At 66.8% G+C, this 26,275-nt stretch carries 21 protein-coding genes and 2 pseudogenes; 8 read left to right on the forward strand and 15 right to left on the reverse strand.

The window, feature by feature from the left end; genetic code table 11:
- Positions 1–18 precede the first annotated feature (18 nt).
- Genes arsC through F816_RS0103735 form a run of 3 tightly spaced genes read left to right on the forward strand, consistent with a single transcriptional unit; the run spans position 19 to position 1,339 of the window.
- Positions 19–375 (forward strand): arsenate reductase (glutaredoxin), encoded by a 357-nt coding sequence (arsC, locus tag F816_RS0103725; protein WP_019593605.1) that lies wholly within the window; start codon positions 19–21, stop codon positions 373–375.
- Positions 372–983 carry an NAD(P)H:quinone oxidoreductase gene (gene wrbA / locus F816_RS0103730; protein ID WP_018143909.1) on the forward strand — a complete coding sequence of 204 codons (612 nt, stop codon included), beginning with the start codon at positions 372–374 and terminating at the stop codon, positions 981–983. The genes arsC and wrbA overlap by 4 nt, the downstream gene beginning before the upstream one ends.
- A complete protein-coding gene (locus F816_RS0103735; protein ID WP_019593606.1) occupies positions 980–1,339 on the forward strand; it encodes a DUF2069 domain-containing protein in 360 nt (119 codons plus the stop codon). Before wrbA ends, F816_RS0103735 begins: the two co-directional genes overlap by 4 nt.
- Before the next feature lie 525 nt (positions 1,340–1,864).
- On the opposite strand, the gene hda is transcribed toward F816_RS0103735, so the two are convergent.
- Genes hda through F816_RS0103755 form a run of 4 tightly spaced genes read right to left on the reverse strand, consistent with a single transcriptional unit; the run spans position 1,865 to position 5,369 of the window.
- Positions 1,865–2,599, reverse strand: a complete 735-nt coding sequence (hda, locus tag F816_RS0103740; RefSeq protein ID WP_019593607.1) for a DnaA regulatory inactivator Hda — start codon at positions 2,597–2,599, stop codon at positions 1,865–1,867.
- Positions 2,596–3,708: an AI-2E family transporter gene (locus F816_RS0103745; RefSeq protein WP_019593608.1), complete on the reverse strand. Its 1,113-nt coding sequence runs from the start codon at positions 3,706–3,708 to the stop codon at positions 2,596–2,598. The genes hda and F816_RS0103745 overlap by 4 nt, the downstream gene beginning before the upstream one ends.
- A complete protein-coding gene (locus tag F816_RS0103750) occupies positions 3,705–4,295 on the reverse strand; it encodes a CDP-alcohol phosphatidyltransferase family protein (protein WP_019593609.1) in 591 nt (196 codons plus the stop codon). Before F816_RS0103750 ends, F816_RS0103745 begins: the two co-directional genes overlap by 4 nt.
- A 36-nt stretch (positions 4,296–4,331) precedes the next feature.
- Entirely contained in the window at positions 4,332–5,369 is a 1,038-nt protein-coding gene (locus F816_RS0103755) for a DUF2066 domain-containing protein (RefSeq protein WP_026333115.1), read from the reverse strand.
- Positions 5,370–5,554: 185 nt separating this feature from the next.
- Here F816_RS0103755 and purM point away from each other — a divergent pair, with 185 nt between their 5' ends.
- The 5 genes from purM (at position 5,555) to F816_RS0103780 (ending at position 11,277) form a co-directional block, all read left to right on the forward strand.
- On the forward strand, positions 5,555–6,613 hold the full coding sequence (gene purM / locus F816_RS0103760) for a phosphoribosylformylglycinamidine cyclo-ligase (RefSeq protein ID WP_019593611.1): 1,059 nt from the start codon (positions 5,555–5,557) through the stop codon (positions 6,611–6,613).
- Positions 6,610–7,296 (forward strand): phosphoribosylglycinamide formyltransferase, encoded by a 687-nt coding sequence (purN, locus tag F816_RS0103765; RefSeq protein WP_019593612.1) that lies wholly within the window; start codon positions 6,610–6,612, stop codon positions 7,294–7,296. Before purM ends, purN begins: the two co-directional genes overlap by 4 nt.
- 319 nt (positions 7,297–7,615) lie before the next feature.
- Positions 7,616–8,365 (forward strand): DUF3108 domain-containing protein, encoded by a 750-nt coding sequence (locus tag F816_RS0103770; protein ID WP_019593613.1) that lies wholly within the window; start codon positions 7,616–7,618, stop codon positions 8,363–8,365.
- Between the two features lie 5 nt (positions 8,366–8,370).
- The gene (locus F816_RS0103775) at positions 8,371–9,777 is read left to right on the forward strand and encodes an NAD(P)/FAD-dependent oxidoreductase (RefSeq protein ID WP_019593614.1); all 1,407 of its coding nucleotides are present in this window, start codon (positions 8,371–8,373) and stop codon (positions 9,775–9,777) included.
- Positions 9,778–9,900: 123 nt separating this feature from the next.
- Complete coding sequence (locus F816_RS0103780) at positions 9,901–11,277, forward strand: hypothetical protein (RefSeq protein WP_019593615.1); 1,377 nt, start codon at positions 9,901–9,903, stop codon at positions 11,275–11,277.
- A 39-nt stretch (positions 11,278–11,316) separates the two neighbouring features.
- Here F816_RS0103780 and F816_RS14000 read toward each other — a convergent pair.
- The 11 genes and pseudogenes from F816_RS14000 to tldD all read right to left on the reverse strand — a co-directional run.
- Positions 11,317–11,823 (reverse strand): annotated as a pseudogene (locus tag F816_RS14000) (GGDEF domain-containing protein); the annotation flags it as partial.
- A 284-nt stretch (positions 11,824–12,107) separates the two neighbouring features.
- A pseudogene (locus F816_RS14005) lies at positions 12,108–12,557 on the reverse strand (PAS domain-containing protein); the annotation flags it as partial.
- A gap of 340 nt (positions 12,558–12,897) precedes the next feature.
- Positions 12,898–13,356 (reverse strand): DsrE family protein, encoded by a 459-nt coding sequence (locus F816_RS0103790; RefSeq protein WP_019593618.1) that lies wholly within the window; start codon positions 13,354–13,356, stop codon positions 12,898–12,900.
- Between the two features lie 50 nt (positions 13,357–13,406).
- Positions 13,407–15,767 carry a bifunctional diguanylate cyclase/phosphodiesterase gene (locus F816_RS0103795; protein WP_019593619.1) on the reverse strand — a complete coding sequence of 787 codons (2,361 nt, stop codon included), beginning with the start codon at positions 15,765–15,767 and terminating at the stop codon, positions 13,407–13,409.
- 67 nt (positions 15,768–15,834) lie between these two features.
- A complete protein-coding gene (locus tag F816_RS0103800; RefSeq protein ID WP_019593620.1) occupies positions 15,835–16,299 on the reverse strand; it encodes a rhodanese-like domain-containing protein in 465 nt (154 codons plus the stop codon).
- Positions 16,300–16,523: 224 nt separating this feature from the next.
- Complete coding sequence (locus F816_RS0103805) at positions 16,524–16,727, reverse strand: cold-shock protein (RefSeq protein WP_018143924.1); 204 nt, start codon at positions 16,725–16,727, stop codon at positions 16,524–16,526.
- A 406-nt stretch (positions 16,728–17,133) separates the two neighbouring features.
- Positions 17,134–19,032 (reverse strand): M48 family metalloprotease, encoded by a 1,899-nt coding sequence (locus F816_RS0103810; protein ID WP_019593621.1) that lies wholly within the window; start codon positions 19,030–19,032, stop codon positions 17,134–17,136.
- Positions 19,033–19,260: 228 nt separating this feature from the next.
- Positions 19,261–22,740: an EAL domain-containing protein gene (locus F816_RS0103815; RefSeq protein WP_019593622.1), complete on the reverse strand. Its 3,480-nt coding sequence runs from the start codon at positions 22,738–22,740 to the stop codon at positions 19,261–19,263.
- A gap of 284 nt (positions 22,741–23,024) precedes the next feature.
- Complete coding sequence (gene pmbA, locus F816_RS0103820) at positions 23,025–24,413, reverse strand: metalloprotease PmbA (protein WP_019593623.1); 1,389 nt, start codon at positions 24,411–24,413, stop codon at positions 23,025–23,027.
- A 78-nt stretch (positions 24,414–24,491) separates the two neighbouring features.
- Positions 24,492–24,755 carry a hypothetical protein gene (locus tag F816_RS0103825; RefSeq protein WP_018143927.1) on the reverse strand — a complete coding sequence of 88 codons (264 nt, stop codon included), beginning with the start codon at positions 24,753–24,755 and terminating at the stop codon, positions 24,492–24,494.
- Positions 24,756–24,789: 34 nt separating this feature from the next.
- Complete coding sequence (gene tldD, locus F816_RS0103830; RefSeq protein WP_026333118.1) at positions 24,790–26,232, reverse strand: metalloprotease TldD; 1,443 nt, start codon at positions 26,230–26,232, stop codon at positions 24,790–24,792.
- Between the last annotated feature and the right edge of the window lie 43 nt (positions 26,233–26,275).

A 26,275-nucleotide genomic window follows, 5' to 3' on the forward strand; every position in this document is an offset into this window, starting at 1 on the left:
GTCCTCCGGAGTGGATTCATGTCCGATGCCCCTACGCTGTACCACAACCCGCGCTGCAGCAAGTCGCGTGCGACCCTGGCGCTGCTGCGCGAACAGGGCGTGGAACCGCAGATCGTCGAATACCTGAAGACCCCGCCGGACGCGGCCACCCTGCGCGCGATCGTGGACAAGCTCGGCATCACGCCACGCGACCTTCTGCGCACCGGCGAGGCGGAATACCGCGAACTGGGCCTGAAGGATGCCGAGATGGACGACGAGGCGCTGATCCAGACCATGGTCCAGCATCCGAAACTGATCGAGCGCCCCATCCTCGTCCGCGGCGACGTCGCCCGTATCGGGCGCCCGCCGGAACAGGTCCTGGAGATCCTGTCGTGAGCGCCGCCCCCGAGATCCTCGTGCTGTACTACAGCCGTTATGGGGCGACGGCAGAACTGGCCCGCCACGTGGCCAGTGGCGTGGAGCGCGCCGGTGCGGTCGCCCGCGTGCGCACCGTACCGCCGGTGAGCACCAACATCGCCGGCGACGCCCCGGCGGTCCCCGCCGACGGTCCGCCCTACGCGGAGACCCGCGACCTCGAAGAATGCGCCGGGCTGGTGATGGGGTCGCCCACCCGTTTCGGCAACATGGCCGCGCCACTGAAACACTTCCTTGATGGCACCAGCGGTCTCTGGGCCAGCGGCGGGCTGGTGGATCGGCCGTTCGGGCTGTTCACCAGCACGGCTACCCAGCATGGCGGGCAGGAGACCACCCTGCTGACGATGGCCATGCCGCTGATCCACCAGGGGATGCTGTGGGTGGGCGTGCCCTACACCGTGCCGGAACTGAGCACCACCACGAGCGGCGGATCGCCCTATGGCGCCAGCCACGTCGCGGGGGGCCAGGGCGAACACCCGGTCACGCGCGACGAGCAGCGCATTGCCGGCGCGCTGGGCGAACGCGTCGGCCGCATTGCCCTGCGGCTCCAGGCCGGAGACGACGCATGATCCTCGCCGCCCGCGCGCTGGCGCTGATCGCCTACTTCGGCCTGCTGGGCGTGATCCTGATCTGGACGACCTGGATCGACCCGCCGGAGATCGTTCCGATCGCCGTGGCGCTGGTCGTGCTGGTCCTGCCGCTGATGTTCCCGCTGCGCGGCATGCTGCACGGACGCCGCTACACCCACGCTTGGTCCAGCCTGCTGGCGCTGGCTTACATCACCCTCGGTATCACGCTGGCCGCCGCGGCGGACGCCCGGCTCTACGGCGTGCTGATGACCACCACCAGCCTCGCCTGGTTCGCCGGCTGCCTGCTCTACGTCAAGCTGGACGCCCGCCGCGCCCGTCAGCTCAAGGACGATTGACAGGAAGATGGGAAGGTCGGAGGAGGACATGATTGTAGTGGCTCGGATGGGGCCTAAGCGCGTTGCTCCATCCGATGCGTTACTACCCTTCCCAACGCCTCAAAGCGGTGAGCCGGGGCCCTCCTGATGGGATACTTCTGGTGCCGGCGATCCCGGCTCTACGCTGCACTTCGGTCGGGATGACGGCGCAACGGCCGGTTGCCCCTCAAGGCCCCAACCATCCAATTCCTTCCCTACTTCCCATCTTCCTGTAAACCGCCCTTGACCTTGACCTTGACCTTGACCTGACCCTTCTTCGTGCGTTTCGTGGTGAGAATCAGCGAGTAGGATGCAGTTGAGCGCAGCGAAACGCATCAATCCGGGAACCGGGAAGCCCCGAGCCGCGACACGATGCGATTCGCGGAGCTCATCGCATCCTACCGTTCTGAAAGCCTTGTCCCTTTCTTCGTGGACTCTGTGCCCTCTGTGGTGCAAACGCCCTTGACCTGACCCTTCTTCGTGCCTGCGTGCGCTTCGGGGTGACGATCAGAAACGCGCGAGCTGGTCGCGGACGAAGGGGATGGTCAGGCGCCGCTGCTCGGCCAGGGCGGCCAGGTCCAGGCGGTCCAGCAGCTCCAGTAGCGCCACCAGGTCGCGGCGATAGTGGCGCAGCAGGTACTCGGCCACCGCCTCCGGCAGCTCCAGCCCGCGCAGAACCGCGCGCTGGGCGAGGATGCGTTTGAGATCCTCCTCCTCCGGCGCCTGCATGCGGAACACCGGCCCCCAGGCGAGGCGCGAGGTCAGATCCGGCAGGCGACTGCCCAGCCCGTCCGGCGCGTGCGCGGCCGCCAGCAGCACTCGGCAGCCGCCATCGCGAAGTCGATTCAGCAGCCCGAACAGGGCCTCGTCCCAGTCGCCCTGCCCGACCACCGCATCGAGATCGTCCAGCGCAACCAGGCGGGCGCGCTCCAGCCCATCCAGCACCGCCAGCGGCGGCGCGGTCACCAGTTCGGCCAGCGGCAGATAGGCCACGGGCTCGTCGCGTTCGTGGCCCTGATGGCAGGCAGCCTGCAGCAGATGGGTCTTGCCCAGGCCCGCCGGGCCGTGCAACAGGATCTGTGGCTCGGTCATCCCGGTCCCGATCGAGAGGGCCTCCACCGCGTCCCGCGCGAGGCGGTTGCCGCCCGGATAGAAGCTGGAAAAGCGCGAGGCGTCGCGCAGGCGTAAATCCAGCGGGAGCTGGCGCTGCGGCGCAACATTGCCTCCCTGCCCCGTCGTCATGAGCCTCCGCCCCCTGTATCCACGGGCGCATCCTCGGCATTCAGGCGCCGGTAGTGCGCCAGGGTATGGCGCACACCCACGGCCAGGACCGCCGCCACCGGCAACGCCAGCAGCACGCCGAAGAACCCGAACAGCTGGCCGCCCGCCAGCACGGCAAAGATCACCGCGACCGGGTGCAGCCCGGTACGGTCCCCCACCAGCCAGGGCGTCAGGACCATGGACTCCAGCACCTGGGCAATGGCGAAGATCACCAGCACGATCAGCAGCAGGCTCCAGCCGTCGCCCTGCACCAGCGCCGCGGCGGTCGCCAGCAGCACGCCAACAATCACGCCGACATAGGGAATGAAGCTCACCAGCCCCGCGATCAGGCCGATCGCCAGCCCCATCTCCACGCCCACCACGGTCAGGGTGACGGCATAGAACAGGCCGAGCGCCAGCATCACCAGCAACTGCCCGCGCAGGAAGGCCCCCAGGGTCTCGTCCGACTCCGCGGCGAAGGTCAGCACTGCCGGGCGCCAGGCCTGTGGCAACAAGTCGCGCAGCCCATCCAGCAGCCGCGGCCAGTCGCGCAGCAGGTAGAAGCTCACCACCGGGATCAGCACCACGTTGAGCACCCCCAGCACCAGCGCGCCGGTCGAGCTGCCGATCCATTGCAGCACGCCCCCGGCCAGCCCGCCGGCCTCGCGCCAGTGGTCGGCCACCAGCCCCTGCAGCGCGCTGGCATCCAGCGGCGGCAGGGAATCCCCGGCCAGATCCTCCAGCCGCGGGCGCACCTGATCGTCGAACCAGCCGAGGATTTGCGGCATCGCCAGCGTAAGCCGCTCGAATTGGGCGATCGCCAGCGGGATCAGGATCAGGATCAGCGCCGCCAACCCCAGCATCACCAGCAGGAAGATCACCACGGTCGCCAGGGTGCGCGAACGCCCCGTACGCGCAACCAGCCGGGTCACCAGCGGGTTGAACAGGTAGCCGATCAGCAGGGCTGCGACGAAGGGCGTGAGGATGGGCGCCAGCAGGTACAGCGCTCCGCCAAGGACCAGCAGCCCAACCAGGGCAGCCAGCGGGGCGGCTGACAGCGGCCAGACATGGTCGCGGGTATCCGGATTCATGGCGTCCTCCCCGAGGTCCCTGCCGGATTCGTGTGTCCGTGCAGGTGACGCCAGGCATAAAACCCCCATTGCACGGTATAGGCCAGCCCGCTGGCCACGGTGGTGAAGGCCACGACGATCACCAGCAGTTGCACCCAGATCGGATCCAGCGCCAGCAGACCGACCTTCACGATGGCTACCAGTACCAGTGTGATCTGCAAAAAGGTGTTCATCTTGCTGATCAGCAGCGGCCGGATGGCCAGCGGGCCCACGAACACCCGGTACAGCGCGGAGCCCACGGTCAGCCAGACATCCCGCCCGACCACCAGCACCAGCAGCCACAACGGCAGTAGCCCGGACATTGTCACCGCGACGTAGACCCCCAGCATCAGCAGCTTGTCCGCTGCCGGGTCCAGCCAGGCCCCGAGCCGCGTGTGCCAGCCGTAGCGCCGCACCAGCCAGCCATCCAGGGCATCACTCAGCCCGGCGATCGTCAGCAGCACCACCGCCACCACGTAGTGCTCCAGCGCCAGCAACCACACGATCGGCGGAATCAGCGCGATCCGGCCAATGGTGACGGCGTTGGGGATCTGGTGGCGAGGGAACATTCGATAAAAGTGGGCGCGAACCGAGGCCGGCGCGGATTAGCGCCGGTCCAGCCAGGCATCGGCCCCGGCGGCGTCCTCGGGCGCCTCGGCCCGCGCGAAGCCGGAGCCACGCAGCAGATCGATCAGATCGTCCTGCTCGAGTCCAGTACGGACCTGCAGCACCACGCTATCGCCGGCCAGGGAATCCAGGCGCGCGGCCTCCACCGCCTGCAACCGCGTCAGCTCGGCGCGCAGGCGCTCGAAGGCCCCATAGCCCTGAACCCCGGCAAAGCCCAGACGCAGCCATTCCGGCTCGGCCGCCACCCGCGCCAGGCGTTCGGCCACCTGATCCAGCCCTCGCGCCACCGCGTCGTGCGCTGCAGTACCGGGATTCTCCCCGCTCGCCGAGCTGCGATATTCGCGGCCATCGTGCACGGCAATCGCCCGCGCCTCCGCCCCGCTCGTGGTCTCGCGCACATGCAGCAGCACGACGCCATCGGCGTCGTAGCGACGCGCCGCCTCCACCAGCGGTTCGGTCACGCCGCCGACAATGTCGGACGGCTGGGCCGCGCGGCGGTCCTGAAGGTCGCCCAGGGGGAACAATAGCGGCATGTCACGCGCCGCGGCCAGATCGCCCAGCGCGGAGAGAATGCCCGGACCGTCCACGGCATCCCCGAGCAGGTCGCGCTGCCCGCCCCGCTCGTGGACGGCCCAGACCAGCAGCCCCGGACGCTCCCCGAGCACGGATGGCACCCCGGCATCGCGCAGCGCGCTGCGCAGACGGAAGCGGTCGAACTCCAGGCGGTAGGACTCGTCCTCGACCTGCTGCCGGCGCTCCAGGGCCGCGATCCAGCCCGCGTCGTCACGGGCGTCCAGCAACGCCTCGACCAGTTCCAGTACGGGCTCCGAGCGCAGCCCGGCCAGGCGCACCAGCGCCTGTTCCAGGCCCTGCTCCAGGGCCGCGGACTCGTCCTCGGCCGTGACCGTCACCACCACCGGACCATCGGCCGCGGCCGCGGCCGCCGGGGCCAGCACAAGGAGGAAAAGACCCAGCAGCATAGCCAGGCGCGAATGCGTTCGGGGATGCAGTGACATGGTTGCGTTCAATTGTTCGACAAGCGCCACAAAATACCACAGGCCACCGCGCCGAAGTCCCTGAGGAAAGCGGCCAAATGCGGCCCGGGCCAGACCGTCTTCTTTGCACGCCCGCACCCGGCTCGCTACCATGCCGGGTTCTGTAAGACCGCCACGGCGCGCGGTCGTCAAACATCGGGGAACCCATGTCCGAATCCCGTTCAGGCCTGACCTACCGCGAGGCCGGTGTCGACATCGAGGCCGGCGCCGAGCTGGTCGAACGCATCAAGCCGCACGCGGCGCGCACCCGGCGTCCCGGTGTCATGGCCGGACTGGGGGGCTTCGGCGCCCTGTTCGAGCTGCCGATGGATCGCTACAAGCAGCCGGTTCTGGTCTCCGGCACCGACGGCGTCGGCACCAAGCTGCGCCTGGCCCAGGAGACCGGTCGTCACGACAGCATCGGCATCGATCTGGTCGCGATGTGCGTGAACGACATCGTGGTCCAGGGCGCCGAGCCGCTGTTCTTCCTCGACTACTACGCCACCGGCCACCTGGACGTGGACATCGCCGCCGACGTGGTCACTGGCATCGCCGAGGGCTGCGAACAGGCCGGTTGTGCGCTGATCGGCGGCGAGACGGCCGAGATGCCCGGGATGTACCAGGGCGAGGACTACGACGTGGCCGGCTTCGCGGTCGGCATCGCCGAGAAGGCCGCCCTGATCGACGGCAGCCAGGTCACCGCGGGCGATGTGGTCCTGGGCCTCGAGGCCAGCGGGCCGCACTCCAACGGGTATTCCCTGATCCGCCGCGTGCTGGAACACTCCGGCGCCGGCCTGGACGCCCCGTTGCCGGGCGCCGACGGGGTCACCCTCGGCGAGGCGCTGATGGCCCCCACCCGGATCTACGTACGCCCGCTGCTGGAGCTGCTGCAGCAGTTCCCGGTGCACGCGATGGCGCACATCACCGGCGGGGGCCTGACCGAGAACATTCCGCGCGTCCTGCCGGATACCCTGGGGGCACGCATCGACCCGGACAGCTGGGCCCGGCCGCCGGTGTTCCAGTGGCTACAGCAGGCCGGCGACATCGCCGACGAGGAGATGCTGCGCACCTTCAATTGCGGCATCGGCATGACCGTGATCCTCCCCGAGGACCGGGTCGAGGCCGCCAGCTCGCAGCTGGCCCGGGCCGGCATCCGCAGCTGGCCGATCGGCGTGATCCAGGAACGCGACGACTACCAGCCAAGCGTCTCCTACGCCGCCGCATGAGCGTCCCCGCCGGGCAATCGGCCGAGACCCCGAAGCGCCTGGTGGTGCTGATCTCCGGGCGTGGCAGCAACCTCGGCGCACTGATCGAGGCCTGCGAGCAGGACCGCATCCCGGCGCAGATTGTCGGCGTCATCAGCAACCGCCCCGATGCCGCCGGCCTGGGCTTTGCCGAACAGCATCACATCCCGCACCGGGTACTGAACCACCGCGACTACCCCTCGCGCGAGGCCTTTGACGCCGACCTGGCCACCGCCATCGAGGACTATGCCCCCGACCTGGTCATCCTGGCCGGCTTCATGCGCATCCTGACCCCCGGTTTTGTGGACCGCTTCACCGGCCGGATGCTGAACATTCACCCGTCGCTGCTGCCGAAGTACCGTGGCCTGGATACCCATGCCCGCGCCCTGGCCGATGGCGAACCCGAACACGGCGCCAGCGTGCACTTTGTTACCCCGGAACTGGACGGCGGCCCGGTCATCATGCAGGCCCGCGTGCCGGTCGACCCCAACGACACGCCCGACACCCTGGCCGCCCGCGTGCAACGGGCCGAGCACCGGCTGTACCCCGAGGCCGTGCGCCGAGTGTGTTCAGGTGAAATTCAGTGGTCCGGGCGGATCCTGCAGGCCGACGGCTCGCCGCTTGAGGCGCCGCTGCAACTCGACGAGGACACCCACGATGTTTAAGGAACCTCTGCCCGAATCGCGTGTTCGCGCTCGAGTCGCTTTTGCGTGCGAACAAGACGCGGCGACTGCCGTGCAGTCACTCTGCACAAGGGAGCCGCAACGCCGTGCGCGCGCAAAAGCGGCCGAGCCCCTTCGGGGTTGGCGCCCCCTGTTCCCCGATCCTGCGTTGCGGCACTTACCGGTAGAACCACTACCGGCTGCGCACCGCGCCTTGGCTCGGAAAACAGGGGGCACCAACGCGAACGCGCGATTCGGGCAGAGGTTCCTTAAGGCCCTGACGACCGGAGCCGCCCACCGCACCCGGTCGGCTAGAACCCCCATGTCCCGACTCGCAATCGCCCTGCTGCTGGCCCTGCTGGCCGCCCCCGCGGCTGCGGAGCGCGACCTGAGCCCGATCCCGCCTTACACCGCCAGTTACGAGGCCAACGCCATGGGCAACACGCTCAAGGCGCGCATCACGCTCAATCACGAAGACGTGCAGACCCGCATGGCGATGGACGCCCATGTCTCCGGTTTCCTGCGCATCCTCGGGCGTTTCGAGCTGAGCCGCGAGGCCCTGATGAACAGCCGAAACGGCGATTTGCAGCTGGTGCAATCGCGCAGCCAGCAGATCACCCCGCGCCGCGAGCGCAAGGTCGAGACCCGCTTCGACTGGGAGACCAACCGCGCGATCGGCACCATCAACGGCGAACGCTTTGATCTCGAGGTGCCGCCGCAGACCCTGGACTTCCTTGGATCGCTGTATCTGATGATGCAACGCCTGGAGAGCGGGGCCCTGTCCAGCGCAGGCGACCGCGAAACCATCCAGGCCCTGGAACGCGACCGCCTGCGCGAATACCGCTTCGAGTATGCCGGGCGCGAGACCATGGACTCCCCGATCGGCCGGGTCGAGACCATCCGCATCGATCGCCGCACGGACGACAGCGATGTCGCCCTGTCCGCCTGGTTCGCCCGCGAACTGCGCCATGTCCCGGTGCGCTTCGACTACGAGGCCGACGGCCGCGTGTTCGAGCTGAACCTCACACAGCTGGAATGGCACGACCCGATCATTGATCTGACCGACGAGTAACCACCATGAGCGAAACCTTTGACCTGGCCATCATCGGCAGTGGCCCCGGGGGCTATCGTGCTGCCGTCCTGGGCGCCCTGCGCGGACTGAACGTCGTCATCATCGAAAAGGCCGACTGGGGCGGCTGCTGCCTCAACCGCGGCTGCGTGCCCAAGAAGGACTGGTACCACACCGCACGCACGGTTGCCGCCCAGCGCCACTTCGCCGGCCGTGGCATCAGCGGCAGCCTCAGCGCCGACATGGGCAAGGCCTGGGACCACCAGAAGGACGTGGTCACCGAGGTGCGCAACTCCTACCTCGGCTACATGAAGCACCTGAAGATCCAGTACCGCCACGGAGCCGCGAGCTTCCGCGACGCCGAGACCCTGGAGGTCGTGACCGACGACGGCACCGAGGTCGTGAGCGCCCGGCACACCATCATCGCCACCGGCGCCACCGCCAGCGTGCCGGCACCGTTCAAGGCCGAGCCCGGCCGCGTCCTCACCACCGACATGCTGTTCGACGACAAGCCGCCGGCCGGCCAGCGCGTCGCCATCATCGGCTCCGGCGTGGTCGCCACCGAATTCGCCTGGATCTTCCACCACCTCGGCAAGGACGTGGCCTGGCTGAGCCGCTCCAAACCACTGTCCGGACAGAAGTTCAGCCCCCAGGCCCTGGGCACGCTGAAGGAACGCCTGGCCGAGGACGGCGTCGAGCCCACCCGCGTCAAGGGCTACGAGAAGGTCGAGATATCCGACGACGGCGTCACCATCACCGACACCGAAGGCAACACCTTCGAGGTCGACTGGGTCCTGCTCGGCACTGGCCGCACCCCACACACCGAGGGCCTGAACCTCGACACGATCGGCGTGAAGACCGATGGCCGCGGCTTCGTCCAGCGCCGCCCCACCCTGCAGACCGACGTCGACAACATCTACGTCATCGGCGATGTCGCCAGCGAGTGGCAGACCGCCAACCACGCCCTGGCCGACGCGACCATCGCGGTCGAGAACATCCAGAACGGCAACACGCGCGAACAGGACGAGCGCTTTGTCCCGATCGCGATCTACTCCGCGGTGGAGATGGCGCGCCTGGGCATGGACGAGGACGACGCCGAGGACGATGAACTGGAACCGGCGGTCGGCTTCGCCGCCTTTGAGACCTCCCCCCGCGCCCTGGGACAGGACGAGCCCGAGGGCTTCGTGCGCCTGATCGGCGACATGGACACCGGGGCCCTTCTGGGCGGCGAGGTGATCGGCGCCGACGCCGGCGAGCTGATTCATATCCTGTCGCTGGCCCCCGACCGCGACACCGCACTGGCCTGGATCGCCAAGGGCCAATGGAACCACCCGACCCGCGCCGAGGAATTCCTCAACGCGACCGAGACCCTCGCCTCCAAGTGGGGCCTGAAGTCCGAGATCTTCGGCCTCTGAACGGCTCGCGATTGCCGCAAGGTGCCAGAGACCACCTCAAGGCAGTCCGACTGTCGCGCAAACCTCGCAATCCGTGCCGTGAACGACTAGGTTCGCGGGTGCATGCAGTGACAAGGACGCCTCATGATTGCCAAGCCCGACTACATCGAATGCGGTGAATCCGCTCGCCTGATCCCCGTCACCGCGGACTCCAACCGGGAAGTTCGGGCGACCTCGGTCGTACTTGCCGCGATGCGCGGCATTTTCGAGTTTCGCCAGACCATGCTCAATTCCCTTGGCGTCCGCGTCGGCAACCGCGCCGAGCTGGGAGCCTGGACAGAAGTCACCTTCAGCGAAGACCGCAAATCGAAGCAACGTAAGACGAAGAACGATCGTCCGGACGGGCTTATTGTCCTCGACACCGGCCGCAAGAAGTGGACCGCCCTGATCGAGGCGAAAATCGGCAACGCCGAGATCGGCGAGGACCAGCTGCAGACCTATCTCGATCAGGCGAAGGCCCACAAGATCGACGCCGTCATTACCATCACTAACCAGTTCGTCGCCGAGCCCTCGCACCACCCCGTCAAACTACCCAAAACGCAGACGCGCAACATCGAGCTGTATCACTGGTCCTGGATGTATCTGCTGACGCAGGCCACGCTCCTCCTCGAAGGGAACGAGATCGATTCCCCCGACCAGCACTTTCTGTTGGAAGAGGTCGTGCGCTATCTCGGGCACGATTCAAGCGGTATCAGCCGGTTCGACAGCATGAATCGCGAATGGAAAGACGTCGTTTCCAAGGTAAAAAGCGGCGCCACGCTGAACAAGAACAGCGAGGAAGTGGAGAACACCGTCTCCAGTTGGCACCAGGAACAGCGGGACCTGAGCCTGGTCATGAGCCGCAAACTATCGCGTTCGGTGCGGCTGCGTCTGTCACGCTCGCATCGAACCGACCCGAAAAAGCGATTGAAGGATGATTCCGAAATCCTCGCCAGTAAGCATGTTCTGGAATGCGAACTAGAGATCCCCAATGCGGCTGCCGAACTTCACGTGACGGCCGATCTGGCCAAGCGGGTAATCGTCTGCTGCATGAAGCTGGCTGCGCCACAAGACAAGAAACGCGCCAGTGCGCGGGTCAACTGGCTACGGCGTCAATTGTCGGGCATCGATACCACCGGTCTGTTCGTCAAGGCCACCCGACCCGGCCGCGCAGAAGCCACACAGGCGGCCCTGGCCGACGTGCTGGAAGACCCGGATGCATTGGAGTCCGACAACACGGATGTGGTCCCTACAGGCTTCGAGGTTTTCTACATGAGCGATCTCGCGGCGCGCTTTTCTGGCAACAAGGTCTTCATCGAAGAGCTTGAGCGCGCCGTGCCGCATTTTTACGAGCAAGCCGGCCAACGGCTGAGAGCCTGGGTACCCCCTCCTCCTACGATCCGGAGGGGCGACCCTGCAGCACCCGCTAACGAGGATGGCTCATCCGATAGTGATGATGTTGCGTCCGACACAGCGATCTGAGGCGCTCACAGGGCGAGAACTACCGCCCTCTACGGTGTGTTACGAGTAGTTCGCCTCTTTACCGGTGCGCTTAGCTTCAAGAAGTTCCGTGTCCGCGCGGTGGACGAAGTGGTCAAGATGGGTGTCGTCGGCGAGAAAGCCGGCCGCGCCGACACTGATGGAGATGTCTGCCTGTTCCAGCACCCGCGCCTGCAGGCGCTCGGCCATCCGCCGGGCGTCTGCCAGGCGGGTGTCCGGGAGCAGGACGACGAATTCGTCCCCGCCATAGCGTCCAAGCAGGTCCGCGTCGCGCAGGGTTGCCTGCGCGGTCGCGGTGACCCGCTTCAGCATAGCGTCGCCGGCCGCGTGTCCCTCTTCATCGTTGATCCGCTTGAAGCCGTCGAGATCGAACATCAACAGCGATAGGGGATTGCCGTGGCGGCGGGCGCGCTTCATCTCGCTCTCGGCCCGTGCCTGAAAGTGCCGGCGATTGCCAACCCCGGTGAGGGGGTCGCAGGACGCGAGTTTTTCCAACCGCTGATTGGCCTCCTGGAGCTCGCGGTTGGCCCAGGGAAACACTGATGAATGTACGCGCTCGCGCTCGAGTCGATTTTGCTCGCTGACAAGACGCGGTGCCTGCCGTGCAGTCATTCTGCACAAGGGGGCCGCAACGCCGTCAGCGGGCAAAATCGGCCGAGCCCCGTCTTTCAATGGCTTGTGGGGTTGGTGCCCCATGTTCCCCGATCCTGCGTTGTGACGCTTGCCGGTAGAACCACTACCGGACTGCGCAACACGCCTTGTCTCGGAAAACATGGGGCACCAACGCGAGCGTGTACATTCATCAGTGTTTCCCTATTCAGGGCCTGAGTGCGCTCCTCGACCACGGCCTCCAGGTTGTGGCTGTAGCGCTCCAGATTCTCACGCGCCAGGCGCAACTCGGTGACATCCTGGGAGATTCCGAACAAGTGCGTGATCGCGCCCTGCGTGTCATGCACGGGCAACAGCAGGGTGAGCCAGTGCCCTTCCTTTTCGACTCCATCGCCGTCGCGAAAGGCCGCATGTTCCTCGTAGCGCAGGGGCGCATCCTGGCGCAGGCAGTCGCGGTAATGCGCGACCACCTGCTCCGCGACCGGCCACGGCAGGATGTCGTGCAGGCGCCGGCCGGTACAGTCCTGCGCGAACAGCTGTTGCATCTTCGCGTTGGATGCCTCGACCACGAAATCCGGGCCTTCGACCCGAATCAGGAACATGTTCTCCGGAAAATGCTGCCAGATCTCCGCGAGCACGCTGGTCTGCGCCAACTCGTGCAGAAATCCTTCCCTCGCCGTTCTATCGTCCGTCATCGAATACCCTTCTGGTACGCTGGGGACACGCGACCCCACACACGTGGTCGCCCTCGAATCGATCTGTCGTGCTGACAAGGCGTGGTGAGCTCAGTGTAGCCGAGCTTTCGTCGCGAACCGCAACGCCGTCAGTGGGAACATTGGCCGAAGCCTGGCGTTCAATGACTTGCGGGGTTGATGCCCCGCGTTCCTCGACCCGGAGCTACCTACCACGGGTGGCAACGGGCCGGTAGAACCGCGTCCACCCTGCGCCCCACATGGAGCGCCGACGCGGGTGTGGACAAGGGCCAGCGTCGCCCTAACGCATGTACCCGTAACCCTCCTGCTGTTGCAGGCGGATGATTTCGGCATCGGCCATCGGGACGACGCTCGCGAAGCCGTGGAAGTCCTCCGGGGCGTAGCCGCGACGAGCCGCGCCGGCCTGGCAGATGCGATATTCGATCACGCCATTCAGGGTCAGCCCGCGGGCACGCGTCATCAGCTGCTCGTGCGCGGCGAAATGCTCGCGCGCGAACAGGTCCAGCGCTCCACCATGGACCACCAGGACGATGTGGCTGTCGAAGGGGTCGTCCTCGACCATCCGGCTCAGGTAGGCCGCGTGGTCGAGCACGTTCTGCAGGGCCTCCGGTGTCCCGGCGGTCACGTCGTACACGGCCCGCAGACCCTGGTAGTCCTGTTCCACCGGCGCAGCCGCGCCCCAGGGGGCTGGAGTCTCCCCTGCCTGAGCCATGACGACGGGCCCGGTCGCGACCCCCATCATCCATCCGGCGAGCAGGAGTGCCCGCCACCCGCGCTGGGTGTTTGCTGTCATTCCGTCGGTCCTCTCGGTTCGCGGTCCGCCTGGTTCGCCCGCCCGGGCCCATCGGCCACCAGGGCCTCGAAATCGGCGACCGGCATGGCGTGGTGATACAGGTAACCCTGAAAGCGCTGGCAGCCGTGACGCACGAGGAAATCACGCTGGGCCTCGTTCTCCACACCTTCGGCAATCAGGCTCAGGCCCATGTTGTGGGCGATGGCCGCGATCGTCGCGACGATGTTGGCGTCGTCCGCGTCGTGCTCGATGTCCTGGACGAAGGAGCGATCGATCTTGAGCACATCCAGCGGGAGACGCTTGAGATAGCCAAGCGAGGAATACCCGGTCCCGAAGTCGTCCAGCGCCAGCGCCACCCCTCGCGCCCGCAGGGCCTCCAGATTGGCAATCAGCTGCGGCGAGGCATCCGCCATCACGCTCTCGGTCACCTCGATGTGCAGCCGCTGGGCAGCGGCCCCGGTCTCCTCCAGGATGCCTGTTACCTCGTCCATCAGGCGCGCCTGGCGCAAGTGATGCGGCGACAGGTTGACCGAGATCGGCAGATCCTCCAGCCCTGGCCGCGCCTGCCAGGCACGCAATGTCTGGCAGGCCTGAAGCAGCGCCAGGCGGCCTATCTCGAGGATCTGCCCGGTGTGCTCCGCCACCGGGATGAACTCGCCCGGGGAGATCCAGGTTCCGTCCGGCTGCGGCCAGCGCATCAATGCCTCGGCACCCAGGATCCGTCCCTCCGGGTCCACCTGGGGTTGCAGGTGGATCACCAGTTCCTCGCGCCCCAGCGCCTGGCGCAGGTTGCGCTCCAGCTCCGCCTCGCGCAGCAGGGTCCGTTGCATCGCCGGGTCGTAGAAGCGCACCGCGTTACGGCCCTGGTGCTTGGCCTGGTACATGGCGAAATCGGCCTGCTTGAGCAACTCCTCCGGCGTATCGTAGCCACGCGGGAACAGGGTGATCCCGATGCTGCCGGACATCACATGCTCGATGTCATCGATCCGGACCGGCTCGCGCATCGCCTTCAGCAGCTCGCCGGCGATGCGCTGGGCGTCGACCCCCGCCTGTGAACGATCGGGGCTCAGCTCCTCCAGCAGGGCAACAAACTCGTCGCCGCCCAGGCGTGCCACGATGTCCTGGTCGCGCAGTCGCGCGGTGAAGCGCTGGGCCAGGGCCTGCAACAGGCGATCCCCGGCGGAATGGCCGCAGGTGTCGTTCAGGGTCTTGAAATTGTCCAGGTCGATCAGCAGCAATGCGGCATGCCGGCGGGTCCGGTTGACCGTGTGGATGGCGTGTTCCAGATGCTCCAGCAGGAGTCGCCGGTTGGGCAGGTCGGTCAGCGCATCGCGGAACGCCAGGCGGGCGTTTTCCTCTTCGACCTCCAGGATGCGGCCGAGGCGCTGCGCCATAGTCTGTGTCACCTGCTGCAAGCGGGCGATCTCGGTCACCCGGGAGTCAACGCGCAGATCCGTGTGGAATTCTCCATGGCCGATCCGGTCGAGGGTCTTCATGGCCTGCTGCATCGGCCGCAGGGTGCGACCCAGCCACAGGTACAACCCGCCCGCGATCAGCACGAGCACCAGGAAGGCGGCCGCATAGGTCAGCGCATTGATGAGGTTCTGGGTGGCGACCGATTCGGTCAGGTCACGCGACAGGACCACGTTGGCGGTCGGGCGCTCGGCCGCGTATGGCGTTAGGGGCAAATAGACCACCTGCGAATGCCGACCATCCAGATCCACGCGCCCGGCGGCCGCCTGCTCCTGCAGTCGCCCACTCAGCGAAAGGGACATCGAGAATGGCGCGGTGAGGGCCAGTGGCCCGCGACCATCCAGCAACGCGGCGCGACCGCCGATCGCCTCCGCCATGGACTCGAGCGCCGAGGTCGACAGATCGCGCAGTTGCACGACACTGCCGATGGGATTGCCGCCACGATAGACCGGGATGGCCAGACCGGCATAGATTCGCTCGCCGGGCACATGATGCAGCCCCTCGTGGAAGCGCCCGTCCGCCAGCGCCGCGTCCGCCAGCGGCACGCGCTCGCCACGGGTGCCGTCGGAGTCATAACGCACCGTGCCCTGGGCATCCAGGACCACGATCCGGTCCGCGATCCCGCCGGCGCGCAGGCGGTTGTACAGAGGGTCCGCGTAGGTGCTGATGCCCGCGTCGGCACGCATGGCGCCAATCAGCGCCTCGTTGCGCGTCACCGCGGTCGCCTCGGCGCGCATGCGCTGCCACTCGTTCGCCAGCGTCTGGCGCCAGGCGGCCGACTGGCCCTCCACGCCCAGCCGGTCGAGGCGCTGCTCCGCCTGACCGACCGCAAGGTGCGTGCCCATCGCAAGGGTCCCGGCAAGCACGAGGAGCCCGGCGAACATGACAGCGGTCAGGACCGTCTGGAGCCGTATGCCCTTGCCGGAATGTGCGTCTGTGGCGCCCACGCGGCTATTCGAAGGGATAGCCGGAGCGGATCCACTCGGGAAAGCCGCCGGGAAAGTAGTAGAGATGAGTGAAGCCCCACCCGAGGGCGCGGTGCGTGGCCGCCTCGGTGCGCCAGCAGTCCCGTTCGTTGCAGTACATCACCACCGGGGCGTCCAGCTCGCCGATGAACTCCAGCAGGCTCTCCCGGGTAAAACGATTCCGCTCGTCATCGGGGTCGCGCATGATCGTCAGGTTGCGGGCCTCTGGCACTCGCCCCGCCTCGAAGTCCGCGCGCAGCCGCGTGTCCACGAAGGGCACGCCCTCGCGGAACAGCGCCCAGGCCTCGGATGCCTCGATGGTCTGGGTACCCGGGATCGCTGCAGGCGCGCGATAGGGGCCCTGAGCCGCCGCCGCACTCCCCACGACCAGCGCCACCAGCACCCCGAACGCCGCGATCCAGCGAGGCCATGCGCGGCCGGCGCGGCGCATCCGGACGCGGGGTTGACGATATCCAGCGATCATGCGGGAACCGTAGCACGTTGCCCGCTCTGCGCCACACAAAAAAGGTCTTTCCAGGACACGTTCTAGCGTGGTTCTGCCTCGCCAAGTCCATGCGACGACGCCCGTCCCGATTTACAGCCCGAATTGCGCACAAAAAAAGCCCCGCACTAGGCGGGGCTCTCTCAACCTGGCGCTTGCGCGCCGGGGTTGTCTTACTGAGCTTCGACGTTCGCGGCGGCCGGGCCCTTCTGGCCCTGCTCGACGTCAAACGAGACGCTCTGGCCTTCTGCCAGCGACTTGAAGCCGCTACCCTGGATGGCGCTGTGATGGACGAAGACGTCCTTGGAGCCATCAGACGGGGTAATAAAGCCAAAGCCTTTTTCGTCGCTAAACCACTTCACTGTACCTGTAGCCATTTCGGTTACCTCTGCTTGTTCATAATAGATTGGGTTTTCGAGGGGAGGAGAGACTGGAGGGCAACCGAACGACGATGGAACTTGATCGTGATTCTACGCGGCCCCAAACCAACCGGGACCGGAACTGCGAATCTTAACGCCCCTTTCGGGGTGTCGCCTGGTGCTGCATGGAGCCTGTTACCGTTACCTCGCAGCCATTGTCCTCCCAAACCGCTCTCGATTGAAAGTGTTTTTTCGGATTTTCTTGATGTGCGCCCGGAAAATCGTTTGTTATCCGCCGCTTGAGTCGGATTTTAATTTGGATTCAGGTGCTTGTTTCCCACATGGAAGCGGTTTCAAGGCATTTCCGGCCAGAACCAACCCGCCTCGAGGGACACCGGCCGCACCCTCATGCCCAGGCCACCCGCTACTCCAAACCATCAAACACCCCCTCCATTGCCAGCGGCAGCGGGACGTGTAGCGACGCCGCCATCACTCGCAGCAGCTCGACCTCGGCCGGCACCACCTGACCGCCATGGCTGACGGTGGTCACCATCGCCCGAATCAGCGAGTCCTTGTCGCGCATGCGCAGGGCATCCAGCTGTTCCAACACGCGGTCCAGCACATTCGCCCATGCGCGCGCACCGGCCGCCCCGGTCAGGGCCTCGGGGATCTCCACCGCCAGCGGCAGCGCCCCGTCCAGGCTGCCAATCCCGGCGGTCAGCGCGGCGCGCGCCGCCGCCGGGTCGTCTGGATGGCCATGGTGGGCCAGCACCGCCAGCAGGTAATGCGCGCTCTGCTTGTGGGCGTCCAGCGTGGCAGTCCTGGGGCGGGACGCCGCGGCAGGATCCTGCACATCCCGCAGCTGGCGGCTCAGCATGCGCCCAAGGGCATACTCGAATACCGCCACCCGACCATCGGCATGAATCAGCCGCTCCACCAGCCCCTGCAGGCGCGCACGCTCCTCGGCTGAAAGCCGCCGCAGCATCGGGAAGCCCAGCTCCAGAAGCGACAGGCGCAGGTCCTCGCGCAGCGCAGGTTCCGCTGCCTGCAGACGACGTACAGCCTCTCCGCGCGCCTCCCCCAACGCCTCGGCAATCATCATCAGCTGCCGCTCGCGCACATCCGGGTCCGCATGCAACAGGAGATACAAGACCACCTCGATCGCCCGCGCATCCGAGCGCGCGGCCCAGGCCAGTGGACCCGGGATGGCCGCAAGCAACATGCCGGCACCGAGAATATGGGTCAGTGCCGGGTGGCCACCGAGGGCATCCCCCACGGCCTCGGCGCCCGGCAGGCGCCCCTCGCGTTCGCGCTGCATGCCGTCCACCGCGCGCTCGTGCGCCCGCTGCCGCACCCGGGCATTGAGCTGGTCGCGCAGGCGCTGCAGATCCCGGGGCTCGAAATGCGGCTGCAAGGTGCGGATGCGATCCAGCAGGGGTGGATGGGTCTCGAAGATCTGGCCGATCGCGTCGCTGGCGAACAGCATGTGAGTGATCTCCTCGGTATTGCCATTCAGCCCGGCATAGCGGGCCGCGACCTTCTTCAGCGCACCGGCCAGGCCGTCCGGCTCGCGGGTGAACTGCACGGCGTGGGCGTCCGCGAGGTATTCGCGCTGGCGCGAGATGCCGGCCCGGATCCAGCGCGCCAGGGCCAGCCCGGCATAGCCCACCACGATCAGGGTCACACTGAGCACCCCGACCGCGGTAGCGGCAATATCGCCCTTGTGTCGACGCCGGCGCCGCGCCAGCCCGCCCTGCCCCAGCAGCGCCAGAATCTCGATCCCGTAGAGGATGCCGATCAGGCGCATGTTGAGGCGCATGTCCCCATTGAGGATATGCCCGAACTCGTGCGCGACTACACCCTTCAGCTCGGCGCGCTCCAGGCTGTCCAGCGCACCGCGGGTCACGGCGATCACCGCATCGTTCGACGCAAAGCCTGCGGCGAAGGCGTTGATGCCCAGGTCCTGCTCCAGCACGTAGATCTCGGGCACCGGCACCCCGGAAGCAATGGCCATCTCCTCGACCACGTTGCGCAGCTGCCGCTGCTGCGGGTCCGCGGGATGGCCTTCAACCCGGACGCCGCCCATTTCCAGCGCGATCAGGCGGCCACCGCCATCACGCAGCCGCCAGGCGCGGTAGAGGCTCGCAAGAACGATCAGCCCCGCGGTGATTCCCATGGCCCAGGCCATGGCCGCGGTGCCGCCCCCCATAGCCCAGACGATCAAGCCCAGAGCCCCGACGATCGCCAGCACGGCCAGGGCAAACAGCGCCAGCAACCAGCGGGCCCTGCGCTGCGTCTGCTCCTGCTGCGCGAAGAAGTTCACCGGTGTGCTCCCACAGGGCTATGCTCCGCGCAGCCCGACGCTTGCGGCTCCCCATTCCAGCAAGCGCCGCGCGGCCCTCGCTCCGCCCCCCTGGATGCGCCTGAATGATCCATCCCCCTCCTGCCTGCCACGGTCTTGCTCCCTCACTGTAAGCCCGCCATTGGCCGCCGAGCGAGCCGCTCCGTGGTCGGCCTTTTCTGCCGGCCAGCCCGCCGCCAACACCCAGGGCTACAATGTACGCGCCGAACCCAGGTGCCCCGAGAGCGTATCCAGCAAACCATCACGCTGCGCATGCAGCTCGTCCAACCGAACAAGCGCGCGTTCCCCTTGACCCCGTTCGCGGAGTAGCACCAGCTCCCCGGCCAGTTCGTGGATCTCCTGATGCCGCTGGAGCAGGGTCGCGAGCTCGACCGGGGAAAGCAGCCCTGAATGCTCCAGGCTGTGTACAAATCCCTCCCGGTCCTCGGCGAACGTCGGTGGTTGCGGGCTCTGGCCGCGAAGGTAGGCCTCCACCCGCATCACCCAGGCCCGATGCGCAACAGAGGCATACATCAGCGGCATGTCCTCGCGACCAATGCGGGAGAGCCCTGCCCAGTGCGTCGCTGGCCGCCAGTCGCGCACCCAGCCCGGGATCCGATCCGCCGGCATGGGACGAGCAATACCGTAGCCCTGGGCCAGGTCACAGCCGAGGTACAGCAGCATGTCGCCATGCTCAAGGGTCTCGACACCCTCGGCGATAACCCGGCGTCCGAAGGCCTCGGCCAGACTCATCACCCCGTTCAGGATGGCCAGATCCTCCGGGTCCTCCAGGATATCGCGTACGAAGCTCTGATCGACCTTCACGGTCCCTGCAGGCAGACGCTTGAGGTAGGTCAGCGAGGCGTAGCCGGTGCCGAAATCGTCCAGCGACACGGCGACACCCAATGCACGGCAGCCCTCCAGACGCCGGGTCACCTCGACCATGTCGCCCAGTGCACTGGTCTCCAGGACCTCCAGCTCCAGGCGCCGGGGCGCGATTTCCGGATGCGCCTCCAGGAGTAGCTGCAGGCGTTCGACAAAGTCACTCTGGCGCAGCTGGAAGGCAGCGACGTTGACACTGACCTCCAGGGCCGGGCCGTCCTCGGCCTCCCACTCTTCCATCTGTTTCAGGGCCCGCTCGATGACCCATTCCCCCAGCTCGACGGACAGGGGATGATTCTCGATTTCGGGCAGGAAGCGGGCAGGCGGCAACAGGCCATGCTCGGGGTGCTGCCAGCGGATCAACGCCTCGACCCCGATCACCTCGCCCGTGCGCATGTTCACCTTGGGCTGATAGTGCAGCACGAACTCCTCGTCTCCCAGGGCGCGACGGATGTCCTCGATGGTCTCGTGATGGCTGCGGGCCGTCCGGTCGCGCTCGGCATCGAACACGTGAAAACGCCCCTTGCCGGCCAGCTTGGCCTGATACATTGCCTGATCGGCCTGGCGCAACAACTGGTCGGCCTCCAGGTCCTGACCGGCCTCGGGGTAGAAGGTCACCCCCAGACTGGCGGACACCTGAAGCCGGTCGTTGTCGATGCGTACCGGCTCCGAGGCAGCCCCGAGCAGACGTTTCAGCAAGGGCCCGCAGGCGTAGACACTGTCCACATCCACCAGGACCGCGACGAACTCGTCACCCCCCAGGCGTGAAAGCGTGTCCTCGGCGCGCATCACGCCCTTCATGCGCGCCGCAAGCTCCACCAGCATCCGGTCCCCGGCGGCGTGCCCATGGGTGTCGTTGATGGCCTTGAATCCGTCCAGGTCCAGGTAGACCACCGCCAGGCGCTCGCCATGGCGTTGCGAATGTGCCATGGCCTGGTGCAGACGATCCGCCAGGAGTACGCGATTGGGCAGGCCGGTCAACGGATCGTAATGCGCGATCCGTTCCAGCTGTCGCTCGTGATCCTTGAGGGTGGTGATATCGGTCGAGATGCCCAGCAGCCCGACGATCCGTTCCGGATCGATCTCGTCCCGAATCGGGGCCTTGATCTCCAGGTAAACCCGGCGTTGACCGGCAGGATCGACGACTTCGACCTCCTCGGTTGTCTGCTCACCGGAAAGCACCCGGCGGTCGATCTTGTGCAACCGGCGCACGGTTTCCGGGGGAAAGAACCGGTTGTCGTCACTGCCGGGCAGATCCTCCGGGGTCACACCGAACAGCTCCAGACCGGCGTGGTTGGCAAAGGTGTAGCGGCCCTCTGTGTCCTTCATGTAGATGTAGGAGGACACATAATCCAGTGCGGCGCGGAAACGCTGGGATTCGGCGTGCGCGGCTCGCAGCGCCAGTTCGTCATTCTTGCGCTCGGTGATGTCGGTATCGGTACCGATCATGCGTAACGGACGCCCATCCTCGGCACGGCTGACGACGATTCCACGGTCCTGGATCCAGATCCAGTGGCCATCCTCGTGCTGCATCCGGTACTCGTTCACGTAACGCGCCCGGCGACCCTCGAGATAGTCCCGCAATGCAGACGTCGCAGCCACACGATCATCCGGATGGACGCGTCTTTCCCACTCGTCCAGGGAGGTCCCGAGGGCGGACTCGTCCACCCCCATGATCTCCGCCCAGCGGGGGGAGAAGTACATCGTGTTCTGTGCGATGTCCCAGTCCCAGAGGCCACCGCCGGAGCCCGCGATGGCAAAGCGCCAGCGGTATTCGCTCTGGCGCAGCTGCTCTCCCTGCTCCCTGAGCTCTTCGGTCAGGCGGGCAGCAATCTGCTCCGCCCGCACGCGGGTGCCGGAGATGGACAGGATCAATCCGAACAGCAGGCCGCTCAGCAACAGCCCCGCGCCCAGCGTCGCCCAGGCGGTGGTATAGGCCACCACTTCCTGCGGACTCTGATGATCGAACTGCAGGGACCAGATGCGCCCGTTGAAATTGACCTCCCGGGACTGGGCAAACCGACTGGGCGCCCCGGAGTCGATCTCGCTGTTGCTGAATAGCAGCCCCTCCGAATCCACCTCGGGGCCGTCATAGATGCGCAACCCCACGGCCTCGCCTTCCATCAACTCCCAGTCTCCGAGGATGCCGGTCATCAGATCCGTCATGCGGTAGGGACTGTAGGTCCAGCCTTTCAGGGCCTGCGCGCGCTGCGCCCGCGTGTTGGTCGGCATATCCACGTGATAGACCGGTACATACATCAGGGTTCCGGCCTGCACATCGTCCCCGGTCTCCTGCAACAACTGCACCCGACCGGACAACGCGGCGCGACCGGTGTCGCGGGCCTGAATCATCGCCTCGCGGCGCACCGACTCGGAGAACATGTCATAGCCGAAGGCCCGCTGATTACGGGCATCAAACGGTTCGAGAAACACGATGGAGGTGTAGATATCCCGCGGGCCCGCGGGATGCACGGTGTAATCCGGATAGCCTTCGGCGCGAATCTCTGCGATATGGGACTCGAGCTCGTCGGGCCGCAGCAGGCGCGTGAAGCCGATCCCCAGCACCTTTTCAAGGGTGTCTGAGACGCGCAACTTGCGCACGTAGTCGCGCCATTCCGTGCGCGTGACCGCGTCGGAGGCATCGAACAGCCCGGCCGCCCCGCGCAGAACCAGGGCATAGGCATCCACGCGTTCTTCGATGCGGATCGTGACCTGATCAGCGGCGAAGGCAAACCGATCGACCGCCTCGTCATCCAGCAACTGCTTGACCTGCACCGCCGCCAGCAGCGACAGCAGCACGCCCAGCATGAGCACCAGGGCGGCGAACGAATACCGGCCGTTTGCATGGGCACGTGGATGAAATAGCGAAAGAAGCTTCAACAAGGCGCCCAGACGCGGAAGGATGCCTAGTTAATCACAAAAAAAGCGCCGATATACAGGGCCCGGTGCCAGGCCAGGGGATCCCCCGCCGCGCCCCCGGCGGTTGCCTGGATCCGCAGGGCAAGTCCCGTTTGCAAAACCCTACCGGGACACCCGCCCTGCCCGGCACGGCCAGCCCGAAATGGTCCCGAGGCTGGCCTCACCGCACAGGATCAGTCGCCGGCCACCGTCATGGATTCGATCAGGATGGAGCCGGTGTGGATATTGCCGCGGCGGTCGACGTCGGTGCCCACGGCCGCCATCCGCTGGAACATGTCCTTCAGGTTGCCGGCGATGGTGATCTCCTCCACCGGATACTGCAGCTCGCCGTTTTCCACCCAGAAGCCGGCGGCCCCGCGGGAATAGTCGCCGGTCACCGGGTTCACGCCCTGGCCGATCAGCTCGGTGACCAGGAAACCGGTCCCCATCTCGGCCAGCAGGGCGGCGAAGTCCTTGTCGCCCGGGGCCACGGTCACGTTGCGCGCACCCCCGGCGTTGCCCGTGGCCTCGAGGCCCAGACGCCGCGCAGCGTAGCTGTCGAGGGTATAGCTCTGCAGCACGCCGTCGGCGATCAGCGGGCGGTTGCGGGTGCGCACGCCCTCCCCGTCGAACGGGGCGCTACCCAGCGCGCGCGGCGTCTGCGGGCGTTCCTCGATCTGCATCCACGCGGGGAACACGTTCTCGCCGATGGCGTTCAGCAGGAACGAGCTCTCGCGGTACTGGGACGGACCGGCGATCGCACGGGTGAAACTGCCAATCAGGGTGCGCGCCATCTCCGGGGCAAACAGCACCGGGCAGTTGCGGGTCGACAGCTTGCGCCCGCCCAGCCGGCGCACGGTGCGCTCGGCGGCCTCGCGCCCGACCTGCTCGGCAGCGGTCAGGTCCTCCGCGTGGCGTGCGACGGTATAGGCGTAGTCGCGCTGCATGCCTGCTGCGTCGCGCGCCACCAGCGCGCAGGACAGGGAGTGCCGGGTGCTGCGATAGCCGCCCATGAACCCCTGGCTGTCGCCGAGAAACGCAACGGCCCGCCGCGTGCTGACGCTGGCACCCTCGGAGTTCTCGATCCGTTCATCTGCCGCGAAGCCGGCGGCCTCGATGGTACGGGCCAGCTCGGTCGCCTCGGCGGCGCTACAGCCCCAGGGGTGATCCAGGCCAAGGTCGTCCCACTCACTCGCCTTGAACGCGGGATCAGGCATCCCGGCGTACGGGTCCGGCTCGGTGTAGCGGGCGATGCGGCAGGCCGCCTCGACGGTGTCGATCAGGGCCTGGTCACTGAAATCGGTGGTGGAGGCAGCCCCCTTGGACTGGCCGAAATAGACGATCAGCGAAAGACTCTGGTCACGCTCGTGCTCCAGGGTTTCGATCTCGCCCTTGCGCACCCCCAACTCCAGCCCGACGCTGTGACTGACCACGGCCTGGACGTCCGAGGCACCGCGCTCGCGCGCGGCCTCCAGCGTGCGCTGAACCCTCGTCTGCAGGGAGTCCAGCGAATGGGACAGGGCCTGGACCCCGTCTTCCTGGGACACGGGTTCCGGGATGGCGCGTTCGGGAGATGTACTCATGCAGGGTTCCGCTACTCGATGACTGATCTGGGGGCGATACAAGGACACCCCAGGCCGGATGGCCCGGGGAAGGGATGACTAGTCGACCCGGGCGCCGTGCTTGTGGACCGCGCCGGCGTTACCCCAGCGCTCCAGGTCGTCGACGTGCACACCGACCCAGTAGAGCATTCCGACGCTATCACGCGTCCAGCCGCCCACCAGGTCCTGGCCTTCGCTCAGCTCCACGTGGTGGGCGAACTGCTCGGCCTTGTCGCGCGCGCGAAAGACATGCCACTGGACGATCTTGTCGTGGCCATGCCCTTCCGGCAGGGAACGTTCCTGTTCGAGAAAATCGAGATTCATCTGTGCCTCCTTGGTTGCATCGGCCCCGCAGCCCTCAGGCCGCCTGGGTACCGCCCACGGTCATGCCGTCAATACGGAGCGTGGGCTGTCCCACGCCGACCGGCACGCCCTGGCCCTCCTTGCCGCAGGTGCCGACGCCGGAATCGAGCTTCATGTCGTTCCCGATCATCGACACCCGGGTCAGGACATCCGGGCCATTGCCGATCAGGGTCGCACCCTTGACCGGGTACGTCACCTTGCCCTTCTCCACCCGGTAGGCCTCCGAGGCGGAGAACACGAACTTGCCGGAGGTAATGTCCACCTGCCCGCCACCGAAATTGACCGCGTACAGGCCATCGTCCACCGAGGCCAGGATCTCTTCCGGATCGGCGTCACCGCCCAGCATGTAGGTATTGGTCATGCGCGGCATCGGCAGCCGGGCATAGGACTCGCGACGGCCGTTGCCGGTGGACTGCGTACCCATCAGGCGGGCATTCATCTCGTCCTGCATGTAGCCGCGCAGCACGCCATCCTCGATCAGCACGGTCTGCTGAGTCGGATTGCCTTCGTCGTCCACGTTCAACGAGCCGCGGCGGCCCTCCAGGGTACCGTCGTCGACGATGGTGATGCCCTTGGCCGCCACCTGCTCGCCGATGCGCCCGGAGAAGGCCGAGGTCCCCTTGCGGTTGAAGTCACCCTCCAGCCCATGGCCGATCGCCTCGTGCAACAGGATGCCCGGCCAACCGGGCCCGAGCACCACCTTCATGCTGCCGGCCGGCGCGTCGCGCGCATCGAGATTCACCAGGGCCTGGCGCACCGCCTCGCGGGCATAACCGGCGGCGCGGCCATCCTCGCGGAAGTACTGGTAGCCGTGACGACCGCCGCCTCCGGAGGTGCCAGATTCACGGCGCCCGCCCTGCTCGACGATCACCTGGACGTTCAGGCGCACCAGCGGGCGCACGTCGGTGGTCATCTCGCCGCGGGCATTCAGTACCAGCACCACCTCGTGCACCCCGGCCAGCGAACACATCACCTGGGTCACGCGGGAATCCTCGGCGCGGGCGACGGCATCCACCTCCTTCAGGAGGTCGATCTTGGCCTGCTCGCCCAGCGAATCGAGCGGATTGTCGGGGGCGTACAGCGCCGGCCGCGAGGACGCGCGCGAGGCAACCGCAATACGCCCGCTCTGCCCGGCACTGGCAATGCTGCGCGCGGTCTTCGCGGCCTCCAGCATGGCCGGCATCGCGATGTCGTCGGAATAGGCGAACCCGGTCTGCTCGCCGCGCACCACACGGATGCCAACGCCGCGTTCGATGTTGAAGCTGGCGGATTTCACGATGCCGTCCTCCAGCGACCAACCCTCCTGGCTGGCGAACTGGAAGTAGCAGTCACCGCCATCGATACCGTGACCGAAGGTGGTCCCCAGAAGGGTGCTCAGCTCGCTTTCGCCGAGACCGGCGGGGTCGAGCAGGGTCTGTTGCGCAAGGCGGTCGATCATGAAGTCCTCTCGGGTTCCGTAAATCCGCTGTTCCGTGTCCATC

Source organism: Thioalkalivibrio sp. ALM2T, from assembly GCF_000381505.1.
Lineage (GTDB): Bacteria > Pseudomonadota > Gammaproteobacteria > Ectothiorhodospirales > Ectothiorhodospiraceae > Thioalkalivibrio > Thioalkalivibrio versutus.

Bases quoted from the DNA above. Each gene is read 5' to 3' on its own strand.
- F816_RS0103750 (WP_019593609.1), bottom strand. From the start codon at position 4,295: ATGTTCCCTCGCCACCAGATCCCCAACGCCGTCACCATTGGCCGGATC.
- arsC (WP_019593605.1), top strand. From the start codon at position 19: ATGTCCGATGCCCCTACGCTGTACCACAACCCGCGCTGCAGCAAGTCG.
- F816_RS0103780 (WP_019593615.1), top strand. From the start codon at position 9,901: ATGATTGCCAAGCCCGACTACATCGAATGCGGTGAATCCGCTCGCCTG.
- F816_RS0103825 (WP_018143927.1), bottom strand. From the start codon at position 24,755: ATGAATCTCGATTTTCTCGAACAGGAACGTTCCCTGCCGGAAGGGCAT.
- F816_RS0103770 (WP_019593613.1), top strand. From the start codon at position 7,616: ATGTCCCGACTCGCAATCGCCCTGCTGCTGGCCCTGCTGGCCGCCCCC.
- F816_RS0103815 (WP_019593622.1), bottom strand. From the start codon at position 22,740: ATGCTGGGCGTGCTGCTGTCGCTGCTGGCGGCGGTGCAGGTCAAGCAG.
- F816_RS0103745 (WP_019593608.1), bottom strand. From the start codon at position 3,708: ATGAATCCGGATACCCGCGACCATGTCTGGCCGCTGTCAGCCGCCCCG.
- pmbA (WP_019593623.1), bottom strand. From the start codon at position 24,413: ATGAGTACATCTCCCGAACGCGCCATCCCGGAACCCGTGTCCCAGGAA.
- F816_RS0103790 (WP_019593618.1), bottom strand. From the start codon at position 13,356: ATGGGGGTCGCGACCGGGCCCGTCGTCATGGCTCAGGCAGGGGAGACT.
- F816_RS0103800 (WP_019593620.1), bottom strand. From the start codon at position 16,299: ATGCGCCGCGCCGGCCGCGCATGGCCTCGCTGGATCGCGGCGTTCGGG.
- tldD (WP_026333118.1), bottom strand. From the start codon at position 26,232: ATGATCGACCGCCTTGCGCAACAGACCCTGCTCGACCCCGCCGGTCTC.
- F816_RS0103795 (WP_019593619.1), bottom strand. From the start codon at position 15,767: ATGTTCGCCGGGCTCCTCGTGCTTGCCGGGACCCTTGCGATGGGCACG.
- hda (WP_019593607.1), bottom strand. From the start codon at position 2,599: ATGACGACGGGGCAGGGAGGCAATGTTGCGCCGCAGCGCCAGCTCCCG.
- F816_RS0103805 (WP_018143924.1), bottom strand. From the start codon at position 16,727: ATGGCTACAGGTACAGTGAAGTGGTTTAGCGACGAAAAAGGCTTTGGC.
- F816_RS0103735 (WP_019593606.1), top strand. From the start codon at position 980: ATGATCCTCGCCGCCCGCGCGCTGGCGCTGATCGCCTACTTCGGCCTG.
- purM (WP_019593611.1), top strand. From the start codon at position 5,555: ATGTCCGAATCCCGTTCAGGCCTGACCTACCGCGAGGCCGGTGTCGAC.
- F816_RS0103755 (WP_026333115.1), bottom strand. From the start codon at position 5,369: ATGTCACTGCATCCCCGAACGCATTCGCGCCTGGCTATGCTGCTGGGT.
- F816_RS0103775 (WP_019593614.1), top strand. From the start codon at position 8,371: ATGAGCGAAACCTTTGACCTGGCCATCATCGGCAGTGGCCCCGGGGGC.
- purN (WP_019593612.1), top strand. From the start codon at position 6,610: ATGAGCGTCCCCGCCGGGCAATCGGCCGAGACCCCGAAGCGCCTGGTG.